This is a genomic window from Streptococcus sp. GMD4S (assembly GCF_000296955.1).
The window spans coordinates 1-8954 of record NZ_AJRE01000067.1 but is presented as its reverse complement, the minus strand read 5'-3'; the positions used below and the strand labels follow the sequence as shown (position 1 = coordinate 8954).

General features: G+C 36.0%; 5 protein-coding genes. 3 read left to right on the top strand and 2 right to left on the bottom strand.

Annotated features, from left to right (window positions below):
* Window positions 1-2408 (top strand): YhgE/Pip domain-containing protein (locus GMD4S_RS06110; protein ID WP_000419438.1); only part of this gene is annotated, 2408 nt, incomplete at its 5' end.
* Between the two features lie 21 nt (window positions 2409-2429).
* Here GMD4S_RS06110 and GMD4S_RS06105 read toward each other — a convergent pair.
* Both GMD4S_RS06105 and GMD4S_RS06100 read right to left on the bottom strand, forming a co-directional pair.
* Entirely contained in the window at window positions 2430-4982 is a 2553-nt protein-coding gene (locus tag GMD4S_RS06105; RefSeq protein ID WP_000834500.1) for a YfhO family protein, read from the bottom strand.
* A gap of 61 nt (window positions 4983-5043) precedes the next feature.
* The gene (locus GMD4S_RS06100; RefSeq protein WP_000958788.1) at window positions 5044-6666 is read right to left on the bottom strand and encodes an ATP-binding cassette domain-containing protein; all 1623 of its coding nucleotides are present in this window, start codon (window positions 6664-6666) and stop codon (window positions 5044-5046) included.
* A 195-nt stretch (window positions 6667-6861) separates the two neighbouring features.
* Between GMD4S_RS06100 and trpS the strand changes: the two genes are divergently transcribed.
* Both trpS and guaB read left to right on the top strand, forming a co-directional pair.
* Window positions 6862-7887, top strand: a complete 1026-nt coding sequence (gene trpS, locus GMD4S_RS06095) for a tryptophan--tRNA ligase (protein WP_000165471.1) — start codon at window positions 6862-6864, stop codon at window positions 7885-7887.
* 162 nt (window positions 7888-8049) lie between these two features.
* On the top strand, window positions 8050-8954 hold a 905-nt coding region (guaB, locus tag GMD4S_RS06090), incomplete at its 3' end, for an IMP dehydrogenase (protein WP_000073404.1).

Sequence of the window (8954 nt, the reverse complement as noted above, 5' to 3'; positions counted from 1 at the left end):
ACTTTGTTAATGAAGAGGAAGGGGAAAAAGGACTAGAAGATGGTGACTACTACATGGTAGTGACTTTACCAAGTGATCTATCTGAAAAAGCTACTTCTATCCTAACGAATCATCCTGAACAGATGCAGATTGATTATCAGACGTCAAGTGGGCATAGCTTTATTGCAAGTAAGATGAGTGATTCTGCAATGACACAATTAAAACAAACCGTCTCTACTAATGTTACTGAAACGTACACTAAGGCTTTATTTCAAAAAATGAATGATTTGAAGTCTGGAATAAATAAGGCAGCTGAAGGAAGTGAACAATTAGCTAATGGAGCCGATCAGTTGGTGACGGGAAGTCAAACATTGACAACAAATCTTAATACTCTAGCTAACTCAAGTGTAACTTTTTCAAATGGAGCGGATCAATTTACAAAAGGCTTATCTAGCTATGTGTCTGCTATAGAGCAATTACATATTGGTTTAGGAACTTTTAATAGTGGTTTACAAAGTTATACAAATGCTGTCTCACAAGTTGACACTGGACTTGGTCAATTAGCTTCAAAAACTCCTGAGTTGGTGACAGGTGTAAATCAGCTAAATACAGGTATAAAGTCTTATACAGGTGGCGTTTCACAACTGGATACAGGTCTCAATCAATTTTCAGTTGGTGTAAATGCTTATACAAATAGTGTGAAAGAACTTTCTAACGGAACAAGTCAATTATCCAATCAATCAGATACACTAAGAGATGGAATGGAGCAATTAAATACTGGTATTAAAGAAATTTCAAGCCAATTAGAGTCCTCATCTCAACAAAATGAAGAAATAGCGCAATTGGCAACAAGCTTAGGAGAACTAAATAAAACACTACAAGCTCTTACAATATCAGATAATACTCAACTGAAAAGTACATTGTCAGAAGCTTTGCCAAATCTAACAACTCTTGCTCAGGATATTGTGACCAAAAGTCAGACAGAACAAGAGAAAACTCTTGCAAACCTTCAATCAACAGCTACTTATCAATCTCTTACAGAGGAACAAAAGAAAGAACTGACAGAAGCTATTTCTAAAAATTCTAATTCTACTATTGAGTCGGCAAAAACAATTTTAATGACAGTAGGAGGATTAAAAGAAAGTATAGAGAATTCAGAACAACAAGTATCTAATCTATCTGATGTGCAGACGAAAGCAAATCAACTCTTACCTGCAGCATCTAGCTCCTTGACAACATTGTCAAATGGATTTACAACATTACAAACTTCTGTAAATAATCAGTTAGTTCCTGGAAGTCAGTCAATTGAAAAAGGTGTTGTAAACTATACTAAAGGACTGGATACTATTTCTATTGGTGCTAATCAACTAAGTGAAAAGAATACAAGTTTAACAACTAGTCTAGATAAATTAGTTTCTGGATTAAGTAAGTTGACAGAAAATACATCAACCTTGACAGCTGGAGTAGATGCGTTAGCTGGAAAAGCTCCAGAATTAGTATCAGGTATAGAAAGTTTGTCATCTGGTTCTGCTCAATTGAACAATAAGAGCCCAGAGCTGATAGCAGGTCTTACTACATTACAATTTGGCTCTGGTCAATTAACAGATAAATCAACACAGTTACTTTCTGCAGCATCTCAACTAGGAAGTGGCGCTATGAAGATTGCAGATGGTGCTGGAAAACTAGCAGATGGTGGAACAACCTTAACCTCTAGTCTTGAAGATTTACAGACAGGAGTTGATTCATTAGGACAAGGATTAGGTAATGCAAATACTCAACTTAAATCAGCTTCGACAGAATCTAAAAATGCAGAAACATTATCTGAACCTCTAGTTCTCTCAAAAACAGACAATGACCAAGTCCCTGTAAATGGGATTGCTATGGCTCCTTATATGATATCAGTTGCTCTTTTTGTTGCTGCTATATCTACCAATATGATTTTTGCTAAGTTGCCTTCTGGACGTCATCCAGAGAGTCGTTGGGCTTGGTTGAAGTCTCGCTCTGAAATAAATGGGATTATAGCTGTCTTAGCAGGTGTTTTAGTTTATGGAGGTGTCCATCTTATTGGATTGACTGCGAACCATGAGATGAGGACCTTGATTCTAATTATAATCACAAGTTTAGCTTTCATGTCTATGGTGACAGCTTTAACAACTTGGAATAGCCGTATTGGAGCTTTCTTCTCTCTTATTTTACTTTTATTACAGTTAGCATCAAGTGCAGGGACCTATCCCCTTGCTTTAACAAATGATTTCTTTAAGGGTGTCAATCCTTGGTTACCAATGAGTTACTCTGTATCAGGTTTACGACAAACAATCTCTATGACAGGAAATATTCATCACCAAGTGATTTTCCTTATTATAACACTAGTTTTCTTTGCTGCTTTAGGTATGCTAGCTTATCAACCTAAGAAAATGGAAGAAGATTAAAAAGATTGACCAATTCCTTGGTCAATCTTTTTCTGTCTTAGATAAATTTCGTCTGTGATTATAGATCCCAAAAAGAAGAAGGGCAGTTAGTGAGCAGGCTGCTCCAATAACAAAACCATTGGGGATAAAGGAAAGTGTAATGGTGCCTTTTCCCTTTGGAACATCAACTTTCATAAAACCAGTTTGAGCCTGCTTGATTTCAAGTTTTTTCCCATCCTGGTATGCAGACCAACCTTTGTCATAAGGAATAGTGAAGAAAATAGAGGTATCTTGTTTGACTTCATATGTAGCAAAGACTTTATTTTTAGAGGTGGATACTTCTACAGGTTGTTCTTTAATTTTTTGGATTGCTTCAGTTAGGGCCTGAGTATCTAAACGATAGAAGGTTGGAGCTTCAAATGACACCTGAGAATTTCCAGGGAAACTAACACTGATATTGAAAGTTTTTTGTTCTTCAGTATAACCTAAATTAAAGAAATTAAATGCATTGTCAGTTGTAAAAGTCTTTTTTTCTCCATTGACAATGATGTCAACTTTCTTTTGCTTATCGTTTGTAAAATGAAGATTTGAAAAAGAGAGATAGACTTGACTATTTTGAGGAACCTCAATTTGATAATCAATCTTTGCATCTTCATTCGCAGAACCTGTGATGCTGGTTAAACCATCTGAAGTATCTGTTTTACCAGATGCTATTTGGGAGAAGTAATCTAAGTTGAGATTAGCAAGCTGGTTTATAAATAAAGCCTGATTATCTAGAGTGTGATTGTTAAAGTTTACATCTGTGTAAATAGATTGAGTGGCAAAGGCAATGGGTAAAGAGAGTTGATTTTTATATAAGGTTAAATGATCCTTTTGATAAATCTCTTGAAAGCCATACTTATCAAGTGAAGTTTCAGAAATATTGTACTGGATTCCAAATAAACTGTCTGCTAAAAGACTGTTATTTACATAACGGAGATTGAGGTTGGTTCCAGAGGATTTGAATCCCAGTTTATCCAAACTAGTGCTAGCTGAGCGATTTCGTACAGACGAAAATTGAGAGATTCCATTGTAGTTAAATTTCATACTGTCATTTCCAGTCTGAATTTGCAGTTTTTCAGTACGTGTAAATGGATTGTCAATTTGGTTTAGAATGGATTCCATAGCGGTGATATCTCTATTATAGGCGCTACGAGAAGCAAAGGCCCATTCTTTAGCTATTCCTTCCATTTGAGATGAAGCATTTAAGCTTATCTCAACTGTTATAAATAAAGACAAAAGAATTGCAAATAGATTTATAGAGATAAATTTTCTAATGACTGCAAGAAGTAAAAGAGCATAAACTAGTAGAAATTCAAGAGTGAGCAGGATATTCAAATCAGTTAAAAAAGAATAGTGTGATTTAAAATAGACAGTAGCCAAAAATCCTGTTAGTACAAGAAAAAGTGAGACAAATAGATTCCATAGCTTCAGTTCTTTCAGACGATTTAATACTTCTGCTGCAGTATAAATTAACAGAGTGGAAAAAATCCAAGCATAGCGATGCAAAAACATATTTGGGGTATGCATCCCCTGCCAAAATAAATCAAGTGCTTCTATGTAAAAGCTTGTTATTAAAAAAGTAAAGAAAATTGCATAGGTAAGTTTCACGTGAAACTTTATGGATTTTATTGTGAAAAATAGAATGGTTAAAATAAAGGGAAGCAATCCAACAAAAATCATTGGTATAGATCCATACTTAGTTGTATCAAAAGATCCAATGAATTGTTTTGCAAAAATATCCAAATACCAGCTACTATCTGTCTTTAATTTTGTGATAGCAGTCAACTTCTCTCCATGAGTTTGTAAATCAAACAGTGTAGGAAGAGTCATAATCAAACTAGCCATTCCAGCTAAAAAGGAGGTAACAACAAAATCAAGAAAAGATGATTTTCGAGTTTTAAAGTCCCAAGAAATTTGGCAGAGATACCAGAAAATAAGAAACAATACTGTCATATACCCAAAATAATAATTTTGAATAAATAAGATTGACAAACTTGTAAAGTATAGTAGGCGCTTCTTTTGTGTTATAAGTAGGTATAAACCAGTTATAATTAAAGGAATTAAGATAAAAACATCTAGCCAGGTTTTTATCTCTAACTGACTAACGGTAAAGCTCATTAGAGCATAGGAAGTAGATAAGGCAAGTTTTAAAAATTTTGGGATATCTTTAAATAATCTAGTCAAACTAAAGAAGGTTGACAGACCAATCAATCCAAATTTTAAGAGAGTGGTCAGATAAACAGCATCTGGCATATTCGACAGATTAAAAAAGTAAACCAGAGGTGAGAGAAAACTACCCAAGTAATAACTAGATAGAGCATAGAAATTCAGTCCGAGGCCACTTGTAAAGGTGTAAAACAAACTACCATTTCCATGTAAAATATTTCGTAAAGCCACATCAAAAATAACGTATTGATGGAAACCATCTCCTAATAGTGGAGATGAATCGCTATTCCAGTAGATACCTTGAGTTAGGTATACTCCAGTCATAATTACTAAAGGAATGATGAAAGAAACAAAATAGGTCCAATATGTTTTAAAAAATGATTTCATGTTACCTCGTAGAATGATAGAAAACTCAGTTGGTTACCCCAACTGAGTTTTGAAGTCTTATTTAGTCTTTCCAAAGTTCTTTAACTTTTGCTTGTACTTCTGCATTTTCTAGGAATTCATCATAGGTTTCATCGATACGATCAATGACGCCATTTTTAGACAAAACAATGATATGGTTTGCCAAAGTTTGGATAAACTCGTGGTCATGACTGGCAAAGATGATTGATTCTTTAAAGTTTTTCAATCCATCGTTCAAGCTTGAGATAGATTCCAAGTCCAAGTGATTTGTTGGATCATCAAGTACAAGGACATTTGATTTCAAGAGCATGAGTTTTGAAAGCATGACACGTACTTTTTCTCCCCCTGACAAGACGTTTACAGGTTTGTTAACCTCATCTCCAGAAAAGAGCATACGACCAAGGAAACCACGTAGGAAGGTATTGTCATCTTCTTCTTTACTTGCAAATTGACGCAACCAGTCAAGGATTGACTCTCCTCCTGCAAAATCAGCCGAGTTGTCTTTTGGCAAGTAAGAACGGCTAGTAGTAACTCCCCACTTGACAGTTCCTTCATAGTCGATGTCATCCATGATTGCACGAATTAATGCAGTCGTTTGGATGTCATTTTGTCCAATAAGAGCTGTCTTATCACCTGGACGCAAGATGAAACTAATATTGTCTAGGATAGTTTCGCCATCAATCTTTACAGTTAGATTTTCTACTGTCAAGAGATCATTACCAATCTCACGTTCTGCTTTAAAGTTGATAAATGGATATTTACGACTAGATGGCACAATCTCTTCTAATTCAATCTTGTCAAGCATTTTTTTACGAGACGTTGCTTGTCTTGACTTAGAAGCGTTGGCAGAGAAGCGAGCAACGAATTCTTGCAATTGCTTAATTTTTTCTTCTGCCTTGGCATTACGGTCTGCTAGCAATTTAGCAGCAAGCTCAGAAGATTCCTTCCAGAAGTCGTAGTTTCCGACATAGAGTTTGATTTTTCCAAAGTCAAGGTCGGCCATATGAGTACATACTTTGTTTAAGAAGTGACGGTCATGGGATACAACGATAACGGTGTTATCAAAGTCAATCAAGAAGTCTTCTAACCAAGTAATAGACTGGATATCTAAACCGTTGGTTGGCTCGTCCAAGAGAAGAACATCTGGTTTACCAAAAAGTGCTTTAGCAAGGAGAACCTTCACTTTTTCACCATTGGCTAATTCGCTCATGTTTTGATAGTGCAATTCTTCTGGAATATTAAGATTTTGAAGTAGTTGAGACGCCTCACTCTCTGCCTCCCAACCTCCAAGTTCGGCAAATTCACCTTCGAGTTCGGCAGCACGCACACCATCTTCATCTGAAAAATCTTCCTTCATGTAAATGGCATCTTTTTCTTTCATGATGTTGTAAAGTTTTTCATTTCCCATAATGACGACATCAATAACTCGCTCGTCTTCATAGTCAAAATGATTTTGACGGAGAACAGAGAGACGTTCATCTGGACCAAGAGAGATGTGACCAGTTGTTGGCTCGATATCACCAGCTAAGATTTTTAAGAATGTAGACTTCCCAGCACCATTAGCACCAATTAATCCGTATGTATTTCCTTCTGTAAATTTGATATTGACATCATCAAAAAGTTTGCGATCACTAAAACGTAGTGAAACATCAGATACTGTAAGCAATGTTTTTCTCCTATAATATGTAATACATTTATTCTACTAGAAAAGAGAGAAATATTCAAATTTTTATTTGTCAATTTTATGTCAACTAAGTTTACAGGTTCGTTTACAATGAGTTAGTTGTTTGATTTAAATAATTTTCTGTTATTTTAACAAAAAAATGCTATAATTGAAGAGACCATTTCGAAGGAGAAAAAAATGACGAAACCCATTATTTTAACAGGAGATCGCCCAACAGGAAAACTGCATATTGGACATTATGTTGGGAGTCTTAAAAATAGAGTATTACTGCAGGAAGAAGACAAGTATGAGATGTTTGTTTTTTTGGCGGACCAACAAGCATTGACAGATCACGCTAAAGACCCTCAAACGATTGTAGAATCGATTGGGAATGTTGCCTTAGATTACTTAGCAGTTGGATTGGATCCAAGTAAATCAACTATCTTTATTCAAAGTCAGATTCCAGAGTTGGCTGAGCTGTCTATGTACTATATGAATCTAGTTTCATTAGCACGTTTGGAGCGCAATCCTACAGTGAAAACAGAGATTGCTCAGAAAGGGTTTGGAGAAAGTATTCCGACAGGATTTTTGGTTTATCCGATTGCGCAAGCAGCTGATATCACAGCCTTTAAGGCCAATTATGTTCCTGTAGGAACAGACCAAAAACCAATGATTGAGCAAACTCGTGAAATTGTTCGTTCCTTTAATAACGCATATAACTGTGAGGTATTGGTGGAACCAGAAGGTATTTATCCAGAAAATGAGAGAGCAGGACGTTTGCCTGGTTTAGATGGAAATGCTAAAATGTCTAAATCCCTTAATAATGGTATTTATCTAGCAGATGATGCGGATACATTGCGTAAAAAAGTCATGAGTATGTATACTGATCCGAATCATATTCGAGTGGAGGATCCAGGTAAGATTGAAGGAAATATGGTTTTCCATTATCTAGATGTGTTTGGTCGTCCAGAAGATGCTCAAGAAATTGTGAATATGAAAGAGCATTATCAACGTGGAGGTCTTGGTGATGTAAAAACGAAACGTTATCTACTTGAAATATTAGAACGCGAACTTGGTCCTATTCGTGAGCGCCGTATTGAATTTGCTAAGGATATGGGAGAAGTGTACAATATGCTTCAAAAAGGTAGTGAGAAAGCGCGTGAGGTTGCGGGGCAAACTTTATCTGAAGTTAAGAAAGCAATGGGACTAAATTATTTTAAATAATGGATAAAATATGAATCGTAAAACTATCTCTTCCATAGGTTCACAGGGATAGTTTTTTTATGATTTCTACCATAAATATAATTGACAAATTTTCATAGAATGGTATGATAGATACAATACAAAAAGAGTCAAGCTCAAAAAGAAAGAAAAGAGGAAACTTCAATGTCTAATTGGGATACTAAATTTTTAAAAAAAGGTTTTACCTTTGATGATGTATTGCTCATTCCAGCAGAAAGTCATGTGTTGCCTAATGATGCAGATTTAACAACAAAATTGGCAGATAATCTGACTTTAAATATCCCAATTATAACAGCCGCCATGGATACAGTCACAGAAAGTCAAATGGCTATTGCTATTGCTCGTGCGGGTGGTCTTGGAGTAATCCATAAAAATATGTCTATTGCGCAACAGGCGGATGAAGTTCGCAAGGTAAAACGTTCTGAAAATGGTGTTATTATTGATCCATTCTTCTTGACTCCAGAACATACCATTGCTGAGGCAGACGAACTGATGGGACGTTACCGTATCAGTGGTGTTCCAGTTGTAGAAACACTTGAAAATCGTAAATTGGTTGGTATTCTAACAAACCGAGATCTTCGATTTATTTCAGATTACAATCAACCAATCTCAAACCATATGACCAGTGAAAATCTTGTTACTGCTCCTGTGGGTACAGATCTTGCAACAGCTGAACATATTCTTCAAGAACACCGTATTGAAAAACTTCCATTGGTTGACGAAGAAGGTCGTCTTTCTGGCTTGATTACTATTAAGGATATTGAAAAAGTTATTGAGTTTCCAAATGCTGCCAAAGATGAATTTGGTCGTCTTCTAGTTGCTGGTGCGGTGGGTGTCACTTCAGATACATTTGAACGTGCAGAGGCTCTCTTTGAAGCAGGGGCTGACGCAATTGTTATTGATACTGCACATGGTCACTCTGCTGGGGTTCTACGTAAAATTGCTGAAATTCGTGCTCACTTCCCAGATCGCACTTTGATTGCTGGTAATATTGCAACTGCAGAAGGTGCGCGTGCTCTTTATGATGCGGGTGTGGATGTTGTCAAAGT